Below are 17,862 nucleotides of genomic sequence, written 5' to 3' on the forward strand. Positions count from 1 at the left end.
AGTAAATACCTGTTGCTTCTCTTTATAAAAAACATCTTACTTTCCGAAGACTCGTTAGTAAGATGTTACTTTATTTAATGTTTCCATAATACATCTGTTAGGTTACTGTTAAACAAATTAGTATCTATATTGCATGTTTCATCATTAATACCGTATTGCCAGCCGTAAGCAAGGGAACCCTCTGGTGCGTCTACATTATACTCTGGTGCTTCTTCTTCTGTTGTAATCCCAATGTTTGGTGAAGCAGACCATAAATACGTGTTCTCTTTTATTTCTCCTTTATTTTCAGCGGCCTTATTAAAAGCATTTGTAAGCGCCTCTCCTGAATCAAAAATACCATAAATAGCAGGTTCATAGGCTGACTTGCTTACCTTGTCATACCAACCTTCAATAAAGGCAGCATCAACAGGATAATTTGGCTCAATATCCGCAAAAATAGCGACTCCATCTGGAGCACCAAGTTCTTGTGCTAATTCGACCGCTTTTTTCGCTTCATTTACCCCATTATCAAAGCCTGTTGCATCGGTAAAACCATTATAAATAAGCAAGATATCCGCTTCATTAGAATGAATTAAATCAACTTGTTCCGATGTTAATCCATGTGATACCCCTTCATTTGTTCCTAAATAGCGCGCAACGACTTTCGGATCACCGAAATTATCTCTTACACAAGCATAAAAATCTTCTGTTGTTTCACTTGCAGAATCAATGCCCCATAAATAGGAAGTTTCCTTATCTTCTTCCTTATTTCCGTTTGAATCACTACCGTTATTCTCTTCATTTTTATTGCCATCATCATTATTACTTGTATCTTCCTTATCATTGTTGGAAGCTTCTTGTTTTCCATTTGTATTGACTTCATTGGAGACATTAACATCTACATTTAAATCTAAATTATTTAAAAGATTATTCGCTAATTCTGTTTTTCCTTTAGAAAGGATATTATTAGTAATATTATTATTTGTTGTTCCATTAACCTGACCTTTTAAAATATTCTCGATAGCATTATTGATTGTTACCGATGCTTCGTTTTCTGACTGATTTTCAATTTTATTATTAATGGAAGCATCTTTGTCCTGAATATCATTTTTCACCTTATTTTCAATCGTTGCTTTTGATTCACCACTTACTATATTTTGTATATTGTTCGTTACTGAAATATTAACATTGCCTTGGTTGCTTTCCGTTGTAGCAGTACCTTGTGAATTAACTGCATTGCTTTGTTCTTTGTCTGCTTCGACCTTACTTTGAAAAAGCAAAACAGTAACAATTCCAGAAAAAAGAATCAAGAAAGTAGCAGCTGCTATAAGAAGGTATTTCTTCCAATTCATTCTGTCACACCTTTCCTAATTTACTTACCATATAAAGTATGTAAATTAGGTTTATTGGGTGTGGGCTTTTTGTATGGGAAGTAATACCTTCAGAAGCATTTTGATCTGAATTCAGTGCTTAGCTAAAATGGGGTTTAAGAATATCTTTTAAAACACTTGCACTTTTATGAAATTTTTGTTGTTCATCTTCCGCTAATTCCAATTCAACGATCTCACGTATACCCTCGCGATTTATAACCGCAGGAACACCAATATAGACATCTTTTTCCCCGTATTGGCCATCTAAATAGGTGGAAACAGTTAAGACACTATTCTCATTACTTAAGATTGCTTTTGTTATTCTCACAAGCCCCATTGCAATCCCATAATAAGTAGCACCTTTTCCTTCAATGATTTTATAAGCTGCATCACGTACATTAACAAAAATTTCGTCTAAATCTTCCATTTTATAATGAGCAGCTCTTTGCATTAACTTATATACAGGAATACCAGCAACATCGGCAGAACTATAAGCTGGAAGCTCGCTGTCACCATGTTCCCCTATAATATAGGCATGAACATTGGTTGGAGCAACTTTAAAGTAATCTCCAAGCAAAAAGCGGAATCGAGCAGTATCTAATATCGTTCCAGAGCCAATAACTTGGTTTTTCGGCAAGCCACTGTATCTCCAAGTAGCATAAGTCAAAATATCTACTGGGTTTGTTGCAACTAAGAATATTCCATGGAAGCCACTTTCCATTACTTGATCAACAATCGATTTAAAGATTTTTAAATTCTTTTCAACTAAATCAAGTCGAGTTTCTCCAGGCTTTTGATTTGCTCCAGCACAGATGACAACTAGATCCATGTCTGTACAATCTTTATACTCACCATATTTAATGTTTATTGGATTAGGAGCAAATACCTTCCCATGATTCAAATCCATTACATCACCATAAGCTTTATCTTTATTAAGATCGATTAATAATAACTCATCGACAATCCCTTGATTCATTAATGCAAAAGCATAGCTAGAACCAACAAAACCTGTACCAATTAATGCAACACGACTGACTTTATTACTTAGCATAAGATCCTCTCCTTTAGAACATAGTTTACTTTTATGGTTTGTTGTTCTTTAGGAATTATGTATCTTAAATAGAAACAAGAAATACTCACTTAGAATAAACAAAGAGAAGCCTAAAAAAATGGCTTCTCCAAATTCTAGCGTCTTCTTTTTTTATTATCTGCTGCAACAGCTGCCTTTTTTACGATTTTTTCAAATTCTATATTGACCTGATATACATGGTCTTTTACTTGATTAATGGACAGTACCTTACCTTTACGGCCTTTAATCTTCACTTGTTGATCAATATTTGGTATTTCCTGCCGTAATTGGGTCAATACATTCGTACTATTCTCAAAAAAGTGAATGGTAACCATCTATCGACGTCACTCCTTTAACAAAGTTTTTTCATCATACAATAAATATGGGTAAACAAAATAAAATAGAACAAAAAACATAGTGCAACATTTAGGACAATTCAAAAGAAAAGTGGAGGGAATCATGGATCGTAGGGTTGAAGCAAGATGAACGATTATGAAGCCCATCAGCTCTTTGCTGTTCGAAGATAGTTACCATATCGACTTCAAAAAACTTATCCTTTCTTTCCTGCAAAAAATACGAACAAAGTTCCTGTGTCTTCGCTTATAATAAGAGAAGACTATACAAAGGTGAGGGAACCATAGATGAAAATTTCCTTTAAAAAAATAGGTGTGCCAACAGATAAACTAATAGCCAGTTTAAATAAATGGGAGAATGACCCAAAATTAGTCCCATTAATTCATCCTTGCAGAAATCAAGATGATATAGAAAGCTATGTACTGATTACAAAAGAAGAAATAAAAAAACGCCTAACGAAATATCAAATGTATGAAATTTATCTTGGAGACATACTGATTGGAGAAATGAATTACACAGTGGATCCGATGCATTTATATAAAAAGGAACGAGGAACAGCATGGATTGCCATCACCATTGGTGAAGAAATAGCGAGAGGGAGAGGTGTCGGCTCTATTTCACTGAAATACTTGGAAGAAGAGATAAAAAAACAAGGTCTCAAAAGAATTGAGCTCGGTGTATTTGAATTTAATAAAAATGCCCATAAGTTGTATCAAAAGCTGGGCTATCAAGAAATCGGCAAAAACAAACAATTTACCTTTTACCAAGATAAAATGTGGGATGATATCCGAATGGAGAAATATACTTGAACCTTTCATGACTGAATACAAGAGATTTAGCGAACAATATATAAATAAAAAGGGAATGTTGCGAACAAACGAACATTCCCTTTTTATTTAATATTGTCTATATACATATGGATCATTTGGCTGATTTATTGATTTCCAATCTGTCACTTTAAGAATAGGTATAGTTTTCTTAAATGGTTGATAATAGATTGTTTCCAATTTTCCCGTTACTTGTAACCACTGATCATTATCTGCCTTCATCTCTTCTGGAATATCAAGCAGCATTCCAAACACCCCAGCATCTGCAATACAGTGAATAATGCCAAAGCGTAACAAGAACAACTGATTATTCGTTAAATCTTCTTCATGATAAGAAAAACCTGTGATAGTAACTTGTCTACCCATAAATTCACCTGGATAATTATAAATGGTTTCTAAATCATTTAAAAAATTATCTTCACCTAAAGTAATTTCTTTGAGATTCTTTATTTTATCCAAACCTTTATCCATTACTTCTGCATATCCTTCTTTGCCATAATAGCTGCTTGTATTTGGCTGTAGGAATTGATACTGGCTATATTCATCGTCTTCATCATATGCAGGGAAATATAATCCCTTTTTTTCGACGATATTAGAATCAAGGGTTGCTACTGGCAGTATTAAACCAGTTATAACAGGAATCAGCAAAGTTATAATCGTTAATCCACGCTTCCACCAGCTATTTTCTTCATGGGAATGATCATGACCACATTGATCACATGTCCCATCATGGCTATGTTTATCTTTTTTCACATAGTTATAGACAGATATAATTGTAAAGAGAACAAATATATAAATAGCAGACTCGGAAATATACGAATATTTCATATTAATATATTTCGAAATATCGCCGGTTGCATGTAAATGTAAAAATAAATAAGTGAAGCCAATTAACACAAATACCCGAAGCATGATTTTTTCACCTCTTTATAGGAAAATTGTTACAAGAAATACAATTGCTGTAATTACACCAGTTAATAACATGACAAACTTTGCTTTAAATGTGCTTAACAACATTAATGTATTTTTAATATCTAACATTGGACCAAATATAAGGAAAGCAAGGATGGAGCCTTCCGAAAAGCTGTTTCTAAAACTCGCTGCCACAAATGCATCTGCTTGGGAACAAAGACTTAATATAAAGCCAAGTCCCATCATAACTAGATGCGAGGAAGCCTGACCCGTTCCTATCGAAACAAGGGTGGAGGTTTTCACGAATGTTTGCACAGCTGCAGCAATAAACGAGCCAATAACTAAGTATTTTCCTACAGAGAAAAATTCATCGATTGAATGCTTGAACATTGCGTCGATCCGCTCCTTGAAGGAATGAAAATGTATATGTTCTATTTTGTTATTTTTCAATGGAGATTGTTTTACCGTCTTATGAAGAATAAGACCAACAAGAATAGAACAAATAAGCGCAAGCACAGAGCGAAGAATAACCATTCTCCAGCTATTTCCGAACGCCACATACGTAGAGAAAATCACCACTGGGTTAATAATCGGACCAGTTAACATAAAGGCGATACTCGCAGGTACAGGAACACCTTTTAAAATTAAACGCCGCGTAATGGGAATAATTCCACATTCACATGCTGGGATAATACTCCCTACTAAAGAAGCACTTAGAATCGCAAGAATTGGATTCTTCGGGATGATTTTTGCAATAAGTTCTTCTGAAACAAAGATTTGAATGATTCCAGAAATAAGAACTCCTATTAGGATAAAGGGCAATGCCTCAATAATAATACTTATAAAAATCGTATTTAATTGTAATAATGTTTCAACATTCATTTTCTAGGAACACCTACTTTTTGGTATGAGTACATGAGTTTCTCATTATAAGGAACAATTATTAAAATCAGATGAGAACCAAAAATAGGGTTGTAGATGTGGTTCTTTTATTCATTGCAAATAGTTGCCATACCCTTTACATTAAGAGGAGGTAACCAATAATTTGAAGGGAAGTGGAGGGGAACTGAAGGTAAAACATTTGCTTAGTGTAGTAGTTATTTTTCAGTTCATTTTCATTGTGGGATGTAGCGCACAGAAAACGAAGGAATCAGAGACTCTTCAACAAAGTGCGACGAAACAAGAACAAAAAAATAGTGATCTTACTGCCGAATATTTGTCCATTATTGTTAATCACGCAAAAAAGGGAGAAGCAGATTCAAGCTCCTTTAATGTATTTTCAAGTACCATGCAAGAGGTAAAAAGCCATTGGGGAGGGCCAGGGCCAGCCAAAACGGATCATGTTGGGAACGGTTATTACGCAACCTATGACGATAAGAATACCGTGTTTGGCTTTACTGCAGAGGGAAAGATTTATGATATTCGCTCCTATAATAAACAGTTGAAAACCATTAGTTTATCTGATTTAAAAAAAGTATTAGGAGAACCTGCAGAGATTAGAGCGGGAAAGGGAGAACAAATTTTAGTTTACTCCTTTTCAGAAGAGGTCCAGCTTAAGTTCATCCTTTCTAATGAAACAGAAAAGGTTGACCATTTATCTGTTTATAATCAAACTATTGTTCTGCCAAATGAGGATAACTATATTTTAGATATTAAAGGTAACTCCAATCAGTTAACGACGAATGCTTGGAATACGATGCAAAATTGGAGGAATGACATCGTGAAATGGAAAGAAAATCAACCCAATTTATATGTAAACGGACCAAATGAAAAGAAAATTTCGCTAACATTTGATGATGGACCCGACAATAATGTTACACCTCAAGTTATTAATATCTTGCATAACTATAAAGTGACAGGGAATTTTTTCTTTATTGGCAGTGAAGCAGAAAAGTATCCGCAAGTAGTTAAAAATGCTTATGATAACGGAAATGTAATATTAAGTCATAGTTATCATCATGTCGATTTGACTACTTTAACCAAGGAAAAACAAATAAATGAAATTACGCAAGCAGGTAATGCCATTTATTCCATTATCGGAAAAGAACCAGCGATGATACGGCCACCTTATGGAGAAACAAATGAAATGTTAATAGACAATGCGACAACCAAGGGATATTCCATTATTATTTGGTCGATCGATACACTTGATTGGTCTCAAATGGAAGCAGAAAATATAATTAAAAATGTAACAGATATTTTGCGTAATGGCGATATTATTTTGATGCATTCTGATTCAGAAAAAACAGAAACAGCCAAAGCGTTGCCAAAAATAATTAAAGCGGTTCAAGAGCGTGGATTCAAAATTGTAGGGTTGGATGAACTTCTTGGAATAAAAGCTTATCAATAATAATCACAAAGATATTCATTTTATATGAAGCCAAATATTGGATAACCTCCCAACGTAAAAAATGGAGGTTATCTTTTTATATTTACAACAAATATTGGAAAGAGTATTATTATGTTAAGCGATATATCGTAATACATAATACTTATTAAATGGAAAGAAGGAATAGAATCAATGGCATATAACGGAGGACCGATGACAGAAGCAATGTATTATGTTCTTCTTGCCTTAATGCATCCTAATCATGGGTATCAGCTTATGCAAGCAATAACAGAAGTATCAAATGGGCGATTGAAAATGGGGCCAGGAACTTTATACGGAGTACTCTCCCGCATGCAAAAAGATGGATTAATCTCATTAGCAGAAGATGATGGCAGAAGAAAGACATATCAAATTACAGAAGATGGGGAGCATGCTCTTCGGCAAGAATTTAATCGTTTAAAAGCATTAATTCTAGATGGAAAAATTTTAGAGAGGTGAATACTTTGAAAAAAACAGTTCGAAAACTCAGACCCAGTAATTGTTGGCGAATCGGAGAACATGAATGTTGGTTTACAGATATGGCAAATAAGGGCTATCATTTGAAAAAGATGGGTTTATATTTTGCCAAGTTCGAAAAAGGGGAAACGAAAAAAACAAAATATAGAATAGATGTTTCAACAAAAAGGAGTCTTTCTCCAGAACAACTGCAATTATGCTGATAGTGGATGGGATTATGTAACAAGCTATCAATATTTTCACGTTTTTTCATCACCAAATGAACGTAATGCACCAGAACTTCATACAGATCCAGCAGAACAGGCCTATACTTTAAAAAAATTTGATAAAAAGTTAGGGTCAAACGCTTGGATAGGTACAATTGCTATAGTTTTTATGACCTGTATGCTAGCTGCTATATGGTTTCTTGATAAAACACCTACTTTAGTTTTAATGGAAGGCTTCGCTTTACAACAAACCCTTTTAACCATAATCATTGGATATACTGTATTGACCTCCTTACAAGCAGCCATTTCTATCCGTGCTTTACGAAAAAACTTATTAAGTGGAAACCCCATTGACCACGATGCACCTTGGAAAAAGCACTATCGCTTTAATTCTATCATTGGCTTACTATTTTCAGTTGCTGCAGTATTTAGTGCACTCATTCCATTTCTACAGCTTGTAAAAGAGGAAACAAAAACATTACCTTTAGAGAGCGATCATTTACCGTTTGTCAGATTAGCCGACGTAGAAGACAATATAGCTTTAATGCGTGGTGATTCGTCCTATATGAATAACAAGGTTGATTGGAGCAATCGCTAGTCTTATAAATGGGGTACAGTCAGGAAAATGCGGATTTACAACGCTAACCCCATTTCCCCGACTATTCCCCCAGTTTTAACAACGTTAAGAAAGTTTCAAGGGTCTTAAAGAATCTAACGAGACCATTTTCTCCGAATTAAAATGGTATTCTCCAAGTAAATTAATATGTTCCCAACCTAGAGGTGACATATGGTGCAATAATTCTTCATTAAAACTACCTGACCGTTTTTGATATTCAACTGCCTTTGTTAGATGTAAAGTATTCTAGATACTGATGGCATTGATAATGATGTTTAAGGCACTGGCTCTTTGCAATTGATGCTATATGGTTCGTTCCCTAAGCTCACCTTGTTTTCCAAAGAAAATAGCCCTTGCCAATCCATTCATGGCTTCTCCTTTATTCAATCCTCGTTGTATTTTTCTTCTTAATGATTCATCCGATATATAATTCAAAATAAAGATCGTTTTTTCTATTCGGCCCATCTCACGCAAGGCGGTAGCTAAGCTGTTTTTTCTTGAATAGGAACCTAGTTTCCCCATAATAAGGGATGCTGAAACTGTTCCTTCCCTTATAGAATGAGCTAATCGCAAAACATCTTCATAATTTTCTTTAATGACCTTTGTATTTATTTGTCCACGTAAAATGGCTTCTAATTTTGGAGATTCGCTTGCTTTATCTATTGTAAATAATTTTGAATCTGATAAATCTCTTATTCTTGGAGCAAATTTAAATCCTAATAAATGGGTCAGTCCGAATATTTGGTCTGTGTAACCAGCCGTGTCTGTATAATGCCTACTATATTTAGATCCGTCTCATGGTGCAACAAACCATCCAAAACATGAATCGCATCCCTTGAATTAGTATGAATGATCTTTGTGTAGTAAGAAGAAAATTGATCACTAGTGAAACGGTAGATGGTGGCTCCTTTCCCCGTTCCATAATGTGGATTTGCATCTGTATGTAGTGATGAAATTCCTAGCTGCATTCTCATACCATCTGACGAAGATGTTGTGCCGTCTCCCCAATAAGAAGACAATTATAGCTTGTGATGAAAATTTACTAATACAGCTTGGGCTTTATTCATTGCGTCTTCATACATGCGCCATTGAGACACATTGGCTAGTTGCTTATATGTAAGCCCGGGTGTTGCTTCAGCCATTTTGCTCAAGCCAATATTCATTCCCATTCCTAAAAGAGCAGCCATAATAATGATTGTTTCTTCTTTATCTGGTTTTCGTTTGTTAGAAGCATGTGTAAATTGTTCATGAAATCCTGTTATATGGGCAACATCCATAAGTAAATCGGTTAATTTTATTCTTGGTAGCATCTGATACAGGCTTGCACTAAATTTCTTTGCTTCTTCTGGAACATCTTTTTCTAATCGTGCAAGTGACAGCTTTCCTTTTTCAAGAGAAACTCCATCTAACTTGTTGGAATTAGCAGCTAACCACTGTAACCTCCCATTAAGGCTGCTAGTTCTCTCTGTAATATAATCCTTGAATGATAAACTAACCGATAATCTTGTATTCTCCTTCGTTTGATTCCATGTATCTTCGGAAAACAAATATTCCTCAAAATCTCTATATTGTCTAATGCCCATAATAGAAACATCTCCTGCCTGAATATGCTCCCGAAGTTCTGTTAAAACAGCCATTTCATAGTAATGCCGATTGATTGTTGTACCATCATCCTCGTATAAATGCTTTTTCCACCGTTTTGAAATAAAATCCACAGGTGAGTTATCAGGCACTTTTCGCTTCCCAGATTCGTTCATTCCTCGTATAATCTCTACAGCTTGTAAAAGTGGCTTATTCGCCTTTGTGGAATGAAATTCCAATACCCTTAATAGGGTTGGCGTATATTTTCTAAGAGAATAAAATCGTTTTTGCAGTAAGTCTAAATAGTCATAGTCGGCAGGACGTGCAAGCTCCTGAGCTTCTTCCACTGAAGAAACAAAAGAATTCCATTCAATAACCGATTCTAAAACCTCAAAAACGTCTAGTTTTTCCCGTTTTGCTTTGATTAAAGCTTGTCCGATGTTCGTATAGTGTATAACCTTCTCATTCAGCTTTTTCCCGTTTTGTTTCTGAATTTCTTCTTGAGCCTTACTTCCTTTTGATAACAGACTGAGTATTTGTCTGTCATGAATTTCAAAGGCTTTATCCGTTAAATCCTGAGTAAGGTGTAATAAATAGACATCGAGTATCGTTTATTTTCTTGAAAGTCACGGAACGCATAAGGCTCATATCTTGAACCTTAGCGAGATAGCTGTAACAAGCGATTGCGATGCAAATGATTAATTTGTACCGTTTCTAATTCCATACCTCGTATGTATTCGAGTCGTTCTATTACTTTTAGAAATGTTTCGGATGAAGGATGACCCGGTGGTTCCTTTAACCAACCCAGTATCGTTTTATTGGAATCGGATGAATGTTGCGAAGTAATGATTTCTTCAAGCTTTTCTTTTTGCTCACTTGTTAGAGATTGACTAACTGTATTAAACAGCTTCTTTTCAGCCATTTCTCTCGCCTCCCACACCATTCTTTCAAGTGTAGTGATAGCAGGCAGTATGATTTTGTTTTTTCTTAGAAAATATATGCATTCATGTAATAAATGGCATCACCGTTTTCCAAAGCTAATTGATGAAGATGCTTAAATGTTATTCGATATTATTTTAGGGTAAAAGTTACAAAGTTGTATTCACTTAGTATTTCTTTCAAATGATCCCAAAGTGCATTTTCTCTTTGAAGATAATGACTTAGCGAAGATGGAGTGGTACCGATTTGTTTCGATATATAATGTATGACTGTATCTGGGATACTTTTGATATGGGTGTATGGCCAACCGGGATACCGAAGAACAGCTAATTGAACAGCAAACCCTAAACGGTTTTCTTCTCTCCTTCGCTTATTAATTATTTCTAAATCACGTTTGGAAAAGGTGATTTAGGTCCCCAATATCTATTCATCTTCATGGATTTGCATAAAACCCTGTCTATGTTCCGGTGTAAGCAATTCTCTACCTCTCGCAATTTTCATTCAGTATCATCCCATTTCTGTATTTTTCAATTTATTATCTCAATTATGTATCAATAGAGTGTACTCTCTTGATACAAGTATAGTAGACTGATGAAATCATAGTTAAGAGTGTCTCATAAGACTTGTCTCAAAAACGAGGTGAAATTTTGCAGAAAATCGGTTATGTACGCGTCAGTTCGACTAGCCAAAATCCTTCAAGGCAATTTCGGCAATTGAACGAAATTGGAATGGATATTATTTATGAAGAAAAAATTTCAGGAGCCACAAAAGATCGTGAACAACTTCAAAAAATGTTAGAGGATTTACAGGAAGGTGACATTATTTATGTTACAGATTTAACTCGGATCACTCGAAGTACGCAAGATTTATTTGAATTGATTGATTTAATACGAAATAAAAAGGCAAGCTTAAAATCACTTAAGGATACATGGCTAGATTTATCAGAAAATAATCCATATAGCCAATTCTTAATTACGGAAATAGCTGGTGTTAACCAATTAGAGCGAGACCTTATTCGTATGCGTCAGCGTGAAGGAATTGAGCTCGCAAAGAAAGAAGGGAAGTTTAAAGGACGGTTAAAGAAATATCATAAAAATCACGCAGGAATAAATTATGCAGTAAAGCTATATAAAGAAGGAAAATGACTGTAAATCAAATTTGTGAAATTACAAATGTATCTAGAGCTTCTTTATATAGAAAGCTATCGGAAGGAAAAAAATAAGCATTCATTACTTATATTAAAAATTTCCGGGGATTGTGAAACAACGTACCTAACCAAGCAGGCTATTTCTATAAGGAAGTATCAATATTTGTTTATCTAACTAGGCACGATCATCAAAGGGTTCCGAGTACATTTTAACGGAGATATACGCTAAACTCAGATTTAAAGCAAGGCTGTATTTTTCGAGAACACTTTACAAAAAACAACCTTAGTCAATCACAAACGAAGGTTGTTTTTATAAAGTCATGGTCTAATTAAAAAAATTGCTGTCCCAAGAGCATACTTGAGACTGAAAAGGCACCAGCAGGTGGTAAAACATTAGTATATATGGGAGGTCCCAAACGGGTTGTAAAGGTTGTAGCAATCCAATTTCCGTATTCACCAGCCAGCAATGAGGGAGGTTTCATTATAAACCGTCCACTTAAAATGAAATGCCGAATGCTTATAGCGGTCTCATCAAATATTGTCAAGTTGCCAAAAAAGGAGGCATATGGTGAATCGAAACTTATTTGTTTAGCACTTTCGTCCCAATACCCATTAATCGGAATAGGTATACCACGAAAATTAACTGTACCTACTACTTTGTTGTCTACAATGGAATCAATGGTAAGTATACCTCTAATAATGGATCTCCCCGCAATAGAAGCATCAATCCCCCATACGGATGGAAAGGGGATACTAAATTTGGCTGTCTTTGGAATTTTCAAAATTAACCTCTCCTTGATTATTTTATGTATGGATTGAGTTGTATTTAATCATAATCCTGTAGTAATGATACAGTATATGCACAGAGAATCACTTAGGTGTTTTGTTAAGAAAGAAGCATCAATAATCAATCAGCCTACTGTCTAGATGAACAAGAGTTTGCCTGACCCACGAAAAATATGGAACATTAATTCCTGCTGCTCATACATATGGTCTCGCATTTGGAAAATTTCTTAGCTTTAAAATAAATCATCTGATTCAATGAAATGTAATGCCTATCATCACCTATTTTTATATGTACCTCAGACGAATGCCTATACCTCCGTTACTCTTCGATCATATTGTATTTGTACGAGGTGGTGTAAAATGTTTAAATTATATTTAGATCCTGGTCACGGGGGAGTGGACCCAGGAGCTATTGGCAATGGGATGCAGGAAAAAGAAATTACCTTAAATATTTCCCATAGCATCCGAAATCTCTTGGAAAACCATTATGAAGGCCTGCAAATTAAAATGAGTAGAACAGCAGATATTACGCGCAGCTTGAAAGAACGTACAGATGATGCGAATGCTTGGGGTGCAGATTATTTTCTATCCATCCACGTTAATGCATTTAACGGTTCAGCTCATGGGTATGAAGATTATATTCATAACAGTTTGTCTGATTCATCGAGAACAGCGTTAATTCGGGACATTATGCATGAAGAAATTGTCAAAGTAAATAACTTGCATAACCGTGGTAAAAAAAAGGCCGATTTCCATGTACTGCGAGAAACCAGAATGCCCGCTTTATTAACGGAGAACGGATTTATTGATCATGCAAGCGATGCCCAAAAATTAAGAGACCCGAATTGGCGGCAAGCGGTTGCCCAAGGGCATGTTAATGGGTTAGCACGCGCGTTTAATTTGAAGAGAAAATCGACTAATCTGAAAAGCAAATATGGCTATTAAACGTGTAATTGTTGACGGTGTGCAAGTAGGTGCTTACGCAGAAGAAGAAAATGTGTTGAGAACTGTAAAACGCAACCTGAGAACAGCACAAAGGATTATTATTGAAAATGTGTAGTTTCGTTGGGAAAACGGTTGCTTGACTGCGAGCACGTTAAAGTTTTATCAAAATGGATAACTAGGCTGGATGAACAAAATATACGCTAAGTCTTTGATGTGACGGGCTTAGCATTTTTTTCTTGCTCTAAGTTAGTCCGGCCGATATAAGCCAGGACTAGCTTAATATCAGATGAATAGAACGAAGTTGTTGAGGGAATTATAGCTCATGATGTTTCTATTTCCAATTGTTGGATTTGAGGTGAGTTTTTTCCTAAGATTACTCCTATTCAGTCATACATGATTATTATGCTTTCGGTTGGATTAATGAACCACGTGATTATTATCCCTTTACTACTCGAAGCATCAAAGCGAGATGCCTGGCTCGTAGTGCTTCTTGTTTTTGTCGCTTCACCTGTTTGGATTGGTTGCTTGAACTACATCATTCAAAACATGAACAATCAACACATGAAAAAGTGGCTAGATCAGCACTTTGGAAAGTTTTTATCTGCAATCTTAGTAATTATTTATAGTTTGTTATTATGGCTCATGGGCTTTATTTCCTTAAAAGATACTCTAACATGGACAATCGCATCTTACTTGCCGCAAACACCGATACTAGTTCTTGCGGGAACCACACTTGTTGCAAGCTTCTTTGCTGCTTTTCAAGGACTCCGTACAATTGCAATTGTGAGCGGAATATTGTTGCCATTTGTTGTTATTCTAGGTCATCTTGTGGCGATTGCCAATTTTCAGTTTAAAGATTATACCCTGCTTTTTCCTTTGTTAGAAAACGGGACAACTCCATTATGGAAAGGTGTTCCTTACGTTGCCGGGGGATTGCTGGAGTTGTCTTTCTTGATGTTGCTGATTCAGCACAAATTAACAAAAAAAACAGGATTTAAAAGCTTGATGTTGATGTGCTTCATCCTTACAGGACTTACGTTAGGACCATTAATGGGATCGATTGCTATATTTGGCCCTGATGAAGCGGCTAACCAAAGATACCCCGCTTACGCTCAATGGAGAATCGTGAGACTGGGAGAATATGTGGAGCATGTCAATTTTTTTTCGATTTATCAGTGGCTATCCGGTACATTTATTCGTGTGTCCCTTTCTATCTATCTCTTGGGAGAATTGTGGAATTTACAAAAACGCAGATGGTTACCCGTGTTATTTGGCGCATTGGCCATGCTTGTTGCCATTTTGCTGCCGATGAGCGACATGGCTTTTCTAGACTCGTTAGGAAGATTTTATTTTCCTTCATTTTGTATCTTTACAGCAGGGACCTTGATCCTGTATATCGGTCGAATAATCATCTCAAGAATTAGCCAAAAGGAGTGACTAGCTAGGATGAATAAACTATTCCGACGAATGATAAGATTATTTGGAAATCAGGGGGCAGAAAGCAAGAGGCCAACGCCTAATACAGAGGCAACCGTCTTGCAACCACTTAATGAACAATCACTCATCCAACACTTTAAAATGTGTCAAGATGTTAAGCACCATGTTTACAAATTAAACCCTAATGATGAACAATCGAGAATCCTGTTGCTTTATTGTGAGGGTTTAAGTGACAACCAAACGTTCATTCATGAAACTGCGCTTCCTCATTTGACCCGATTTTATGAAAACAATGGTTTTCATCATCAGGAGGAAATAGCCGAGTCGAGTCAATTACAATTAGAACTCGTTACGCTTGAAGAGTGGGAGCAAACGGCCGAAACGGATATTTTTGAAGGCAAACTGCTTTTGTATACTCCGACCCTACGTTCCTTGTTCTCCCTCGATATCTCAAAAAAACCCGCGCGAAATCCGGAAGAATCCAGTATTGAGGTCTCGGTACGGGGGCCAAAGGATGGATTTGTGGAGGAACTGGGAGTCAATGTGGCGTTAATTCGGAAACGAATCAAATCAACCAGCATGGTTTATGAAACGAAAAAAGTAGGCGTTCGCACGAAAACAACCGTTGCGATTCTATACATGCGTGACATTGTTGATCCTAAGATTGTTCAAGATATAAAGAATAAATTAGATGATCTTCACATTGACGGAGCGTTTAGCGCCACTCAGCTAGAAGAATTAATGGAACCGACAAAAGCATTATTTCCTTTGATGGGGTATACAGGAAGACCAGACTTTACCGTTAACTGTATGCTAAATGGCCGTGTAGCGTTGATTGTGGATGGTACACCGGCTGCGTTGATTGCGCCTGCCAATTTATTTTTGCTTGTGAAAGCACCCGAAGATATCCACTTTACTGCTTTGTCAACTACATTTGGTCAAACGCTTCGTTTACTTGGTTTGTCCGTATCGCTACTGCTTCCTGCATTTTTTGTTGCCATTCTTTCCTATCATCAAGATCAGCTGCCCTATTATCTGCTTGCCACTTTGGGGATTAACCGGTTGGGAATCTTTTGATGTGGCAGTTGAAATGTTTATTGCACTTCTCTTCTTAGAAATATTGCGGGAAGCTGGTATCCGATTGCCTTCTGCGGTCGGGTCCACGGTAACAGTTGTAGGAGGACTTATCCTGGGGGATGCAGCCATTCGTGCTGGATTCTTATCCCCAGGTATCGTTGTCATCGGAGCAATTACACAAATCTTTGGTTCAACTTTATCGAGCCTATCATTGGCTGGAACGATTAGTACCTTACGCTTTTTTCTTTTCATTCTGTCTGCCACGCTTGGCATTTATGGCTTCTTTCTTGGATTATTTATTGTGCTCAGCCATTTAGCCTCATTGCGTTCATGCGGCTTGCCTTACTTGGCCCCAATATCACCTCCATTTAAAGACTTGGCCAACGCTTTGTTTCGATTACCTTGGCCATGGCGAAACACTCGACCGGACATGTTGAAGACACGAGATTCTACAAGACAAGGGGATAAGCAAAAATGAGGAGATATAAAAGTATGGTTGCACTTTTCCTTCTTCTCACCCTAACCGGTTGCTGGAGCAGATATGAAGTGCAAAACATGAACTATGCTACGGCTGTTGGAATAGACTATGTCGATGGCCAATACACCTTATATGTGCAATTGCTTGATTTCTTGACAGTGGCCAAGCTGGAGGGACAGCAAAAAGCGGAGCAGCCCCCGGTTTGGGTGGGCAAAGGCGAAGGTTCCTCGTTTACAGAGGCGGCAAATGATTTGTACAGTACATCACAACAGCGCTTAAACTGGGGACAAATCTCTGCCATCTTGTTCAGCGAGAGATTGATGAAGGAAAACAAAGTCGGAGAAGTGCTGGAATTGATCAACCGTTATCGTGAAATAAGATACTTGGCCTGGCTGTTTAGTACAAGAGAGCCTCTTGAAGAAATCTTGCTGGCAACTCCATTTTTTAGATTATCGCCAAAGGCATCCATTCTTCACAATCCCGAGCAAAGTTTCAGACAGTTCTCTATCCTTGCTCCGGTCCGCCTGCAACAATTTGTACTGGACTCAAACGAAAAGGCTAGAACCAGTTATATACCGGAATTATCGCTTCGCAAAGGTCAATGGCAGGAAAGTAATAAACCAAAAGAGCTGCTTAGATATTCAGGCGTACAAGTATATGATCTAAACAATTATTATGGACGAATGGATCTTAAGGATTTGTCGGGAATGCCCTGGCTAAGTACTCACACGATCCGAGTACCTCTTGATTTGTTTACCGAAGAGAAGCTTGCGGCTGTTCTTGTCGCAGAAAAACCCAAATATGAAGTGACTCCTATTGTGAAATTGAACAAGGCGTATTTCGATATTTCAGTAAAAGTGAAGGCGGGGATCAATGAATTGCATACGGACCTTACCGAAAAGGAACTCACACAAATGGCTCAGGAAAAAATAGAGGAGCAAATCCGCAAAACGTATCAAACTGCTTTTAAAGAGGGTATAGATATTTACAATTTGGGCGAATCTTTGTATCGCAAACATCCACATCAATGGAAGAGCATTGCCACAGGAAAACAGCAACTCGTTTTAAACCAAGATTCCCTGCGCCATGTAAAGGTTGAGGTGAATATTGTTTACCCTGGAAGATATAAATTACATGAACATGGTGAATCCACCTCGTGATCTGGCAAGTGAAATTATTAACTCACCTTGCTTCTTCTGCTTAGCGTTGGGGAAGCAAGGTTTTTGTTTCCCAAAAAATAGTTTAACGTTGTAAATCCGTATTTTCCTGACGGAACCCCTTCAGGTTTTTATCA

Annotated in this window: 15 protein-coding genes and 3 pseudogenes; 11 read left to right on the plus strand and 7 right to left on the minus strand. The window is 36.7% G+C overall.

The features are described from left to right. Positions 1-74: 74 nt before the first annotated feature. The 3 genes from HHU08_RS12790 to HHU08_RS12800 form a co-directional block, all read right to left on the minus strand. A complete protein-coding gene (locus HHU08_RS12790) occupies positions 75-1,331 on the minus strand; it encodes a glycoside hydrolase domain-containing protein (protein ID WP_169188616.1) in 1,257 nt (418 codons plus the stop codon). 118 nt (positions 1,332-1,449) lie between these two features. Beyond that, complete coding sequence (locus HHU08_RS12795) at positions 1,450-2,400, minus strand: L-lactate dehydrogenase (RefSeq protein WP_016203700.1); 951 nt, start codon at positions 2,398-2,400, stop codon at positions 1,450-1,452. Between the two features lie 134 nt (positions 2,401-2,534). After that, the gene (locus tag HHU08_RS12800) at positions 2,535-2,753 is read right to left on the minus strand and encodes a hypothetical protein (RefSeq protein ID WP_016203699.1); all 219 of its coding nucleotides are present in this window, start codon (positions 2,751-2,753) and stop codon (positions 2,535-2,537) included. Positions 2,754-3,059: 306 nt separating this feature from the next. Here HHU08_RS12800 and HHU08_RS12805 point away from each other — a divergent pair, with 306 nt between their 5' ends. Further along, positions 3,060-3,581, plus strand: coding sequence for a GNAT family N-acetyltransferase (locus HHU08_RS12805; RefSeq protein WP_169188617.1), 522 nt, complete (start codon positions 3,060-3,062; stop codon positions 3,579-3,581). An 87-nt stretch (positions 3,582-3,668) separates the two neighbouring features. Here the strand turns inward: HHU08_RS12805 and HHU08_RS12810 are convergent, their stop codons facing one another. Together HHU08_RS12810 and HHU08_RS12815 are read right to left on the minus strand one after the other, a co-directional pair. Then, the gene (locus HHU08_RS12810; protein ID WP_169188618.1) at positions 3,669-4,511 is read right to left on the minus strand and encodes a TIGR03943 family putative permease subunit; all 843 of its coding nucleotides are present in this window, start codon (positions 4,509-4,511) and stop codon (positions 3,669-3,671) included. 15 nt (positions 4,512-4,526) lie between these two features. Continuing rightward, entirely contained in the window at positions 4,527-5,393 is an 867-nt protein-coding gene (locus tag HHU08_RS12815; protein WP_169188619.1) for a permease, read from the minus strand. Between the two features lie 163 nt (positions 5,394-5,556). Between HHU08_RS12815 and HHU08_RS12820 the strand changes: the two genes are divergently transcribed. The 4 genes from HHU08_RS12820 to HHU08_RS12830 all read left to right on the plus strand — a co-directional run bounded on the left by HHU08_RS12820 (position 5,557) and on the right by HHU08_RS12830 (position 8,160). Further along, complete coding sequence (locus HHU08_RS12820; protein WP_169188620.1) at positions 5,557-6,861, plus strand: polysaccharide deacetylase family protein; 1,305 nt, start codon at positions 5,557-5,559, stop codon at positions 6,859-6,861. Positions 6,862-7,032: 171 nt separating this feature from the next. Continuing rightward, entirely contained in the window at positions 7,033-7,338 is a 306-nt protein-coding gene (locus HHU08_RS12825) for a PadR family transcriptional regulator (protein ID WP_016203694.1), read from the plus strand. Between the two features lie 110 nt (positions 7,339-7,448). Next, positions 7,449-7,559 (plus strand): hypothetical protein, encoded by a 111-nt coding sequence (locus HHU08_RS25480; protein ID WP_254416430.1) that lies wholly within the window; start codon positions 7,449-7,451, stop codon positions 7,557-7,559. After that, complete coding sequence (locus HHU08_RS12830) at positions 7,510-8,160, plus strand: DUF2812 domain-containing protein (RefSeq protein WP_254415254.1); 651 nt, start codon at positions 7,510-7,512, stop codon at positions 8,158-8,160. Before HHU08_RS25480 ends, HHU08_RS12830 begins: the two co-directional genes overlap by 50 nt. Positions 8,161-8,244: 84 nt before the next feature. On the opposite strand, the pseudogene HHU08_RS12835 reads toward HHU08_RS12830, so the two are convergent. Then, positions 8,245-11,199, minus strand: a pseudogene (locus HHU08_RS12835) (Tn3 family transposase). 146 nt (positions 11,200-11,345) lie between these two features. On the opposite strand from HHU08_RS12835, the pseudogene HHU08_RS12840 reads away from it, so the two are divergent. After that, a pseudogene (locus HHU08_RS12840) lies at positions 11,346-11,920 on the plus strand (recombinase family protein). Positions 11,921-12,174: 254 nt separating this feature from the next. Here HHU08_RS12840 and HHU08_RS12845 read toward each other — a convergent pair. Then, a complete protein-coding gene (locus tag HHU08_RS12845; protein WP_169188621.1) occupies positions 12,175-12,627 on the minus strand; it encodes a hypothetical protein in 453 nt (150 codons plus the stop codon). A 364-nt stretch (positions 12,628-12,991) separates the two neighbouring features. Here HHU08_RS12845 and HHU08_RS12850 point away from each other — a divergent pair. From HHU08_RS12850 to HHU08_RS12865, 5 genes and pseudogenes are all read left to right on the plus strand, one after another. Continuing rightward, a pseudogene (locus HHU08_RS12850) lies at positions 12,992-13,691 on the plus strand (N-acetylmuramoyl-L-alanine amidase family protein). 278 nt (positions 13,692-13,969) lie between these two features. Next, a complete protein-coding gene (locus HHU08_RS12855; protein WP_169188622.1) occupies positions 13,970-15,013 on the plus strand; it encodes a GerAB/ArcD/ProY family transporter in 1,044 nt (347 codons plus the stop codon). 9 nt (positions 15,014-15,022) lie between these two features. After that, on the plus strand, positions 15,023-16,090 hold the full coding sequence (locus HHU08_RS25485) for a spore germination protein (protein ID WP_263479832.1): 1,068 nt from the start codon (positions 15,023-15,025) through the stop codon (positions 16,088-16,090). Position 16,091: 1 nt separating this feature from the next. Then, entirely contained in the window at positions 16,092-16,568 is a 477-nt protein-coding gene (locus HHU08_RS25490) for a spore germination protein (RefSeq protein WP_328823009.1), read from the plus strand. A 14-nt stretch (positions 16,569-16,582) separates the two neighbouring features. Beyond that, positions 16,583-17,728: a Ger(x)C family spore germination protein gene (locus tag HHU08_RS12865; RefSeq protein ID WP_169188623.1), complete on the plus strand. Its 1,146-nt coding sequence runs from the start codon at positions 16,583-16,585 to the stop codon at positions 17,726-17,728. The last annotated feature ends 134 nt before the right edge of the window (positions 17,729-17,862 follow it).

The sequence above is a fragment of the Niallia alba genome, from assembly GCF_012933555.1.
GTDB classification, from domain to species: Bacteria; Bacillota; Bacilli; order Bacillales; family Cytobacillaceae; genus Niallia; species Niallia alba.